Below are 1233 nucleotides of genomic sequence, written 5' to 3'. Positions count from 1 at the left end.
AGCGCACCGCGCACGCCGATGCGCTGCGCACCGAGATCGACCGTGTCATCGGCGTTTACGGGGACGGCACCACGCCCGCGCACCGCACGCCGCCGGTCACCCCCACCGCCCCGGCGACGCCGCCCGCGCTGACCGAACTGCGCACCGCCCTCACCGATTCGCAGCGCTCCGCGGCCGAGTTGGCGGCCGCCCTGTCCGGGTACCGCGCCGCCCTGCTCGCTTCCATCAGTGCCGCCTGCGCCACCCACGCGGGGGTCCTGCTCGCATGACCACCGCCGACCAGCAGGCGCTCACCGCCGCGTTGAGCGCCGAATACGCGGCCGTCTACGCCTACGGCGTCATCGCCGCCTACGCCAATCCGGAACGGCTCCAAGTGGTTTCGGAGTTCACCGCCGCACACCGCGCCCGCCGCGACGCCACCGCCGACCTGTTGAAGTCGCTCGGCGCGCCGGTCCCCGCCCCGGATGCCGCCTACACCGCCCCCTTCCCGGTCGACGATCCGATTCCGGCAGCGAATCTCGCCGTGGCCGTCGAATCCGATGCCGCCGCGGCCTGGCGGTCGGTGGTGGAACGCGCCGCCACCCCCGACCTTCGCCGCACCGGTATCGAAGCGCTCACCGAGACGGCGATGCGACTGGCGACCTGGCAGTCGATTCTGGGCACCGATCCGGCCACCGTCGCCTTCCCGGGTCAGTAGGCGTTCGGCTCCTGGCCGGGCATCAGGATCACTCGGTGGAATTCCGAACGAAGCTCGCGCCGTGTTCAGGCGGTGAACACCTGTGTGTTGCTGGATGTTTCACCGGAACGGGTAGACAGCTTCGGGACGTGTCGGTGGGTGATCCGGCTGGCGCGCGGATGATCTGGTGCGAGGCTGAGGAGATAGCCGGTGACGGTCGAAACCCCCCGAGATACTGCCCGCGAGGAGAAGGCGCTGGCGCAGGTGCGGGAGCGGCTGGTGGATGCGTACGGGCGGGCGCATTCGGTGGAGCGCGTCGAGTCCGCGGTGGGGGAGGCGAGAAAGCGGTTCGAGGGGCGCAAGATTCGCGAGTTCGTACCGATCCTGGTCGAGCGGATCGTGCGGCGCGAGCTGGATCCGGGGCATCGGGGAGATACCACGGAGCAGGTGGTCACGGATATCGGCGCGGCGGGCGCGGCGGTGAGCGAAACCGGTGCGGCGACCAACGAAACCGGCACGGCGGGTGACGAATCAGGCACGGCGGCGGGTCCGCCGCG

General features: G+C 71.0%; 1 protein-coding gene and 2 pseudogenes. All 3 read left to right on the top strand.

The genetic code is table 11. The features are described 5' to 3' along the window. Positions 1 to 269 (top strand): annotated as a pseudogene (locus QK444_RS36350) (hypothetical protein); the annotation flags it as partial. Continuing rightward, positions 266 to 697, top strand: a complete 432-nt coding sequence (locus QK444_RS36345; RefSeq protein ID WP_282786662.1) for a ferritin-like domain-containing protein — start codon at positions 266 to 268, stop codon at positions 695 to 697. The pseudogene QK444_RS36350 and the gene QK444_RS36345, both read left to right, overlap by 4 nt. A 189-nt stretch (positions 698 to 886) precedes the next feature. Continuing rightward, positions 887 to 1233 (top strand): annotated as a pseudogene (locus QK444_RS36340) (hypothetical protein); the annotation flags it as partial.

Origin of the sequence: Nocardia sp. CC201C, from assembly GCF_030010695.1 — a bacterium.
GTDB classification, from domain to species: Bacteria; Actinomycetota; Actinomycetes; order Mycobacteriales; family Mycobacteriaceae; genus Nocardia; species Nocardia otitidiscaviarum.
The sequence above is the reverse complement of the archived record's forward strand: the minus strand, read 5'-3'. Positions and strand labels throughout refer to the sequence as shown.

Coding starts and splice junctions, on each gene's coding strand:
- QK444_RS36345 (WP_282786662.1), top strand. CDS start 266: ATGACCACCGCCGACCAGCAGGCGCTCACCGCCGCGTTGAGCGCCGAA.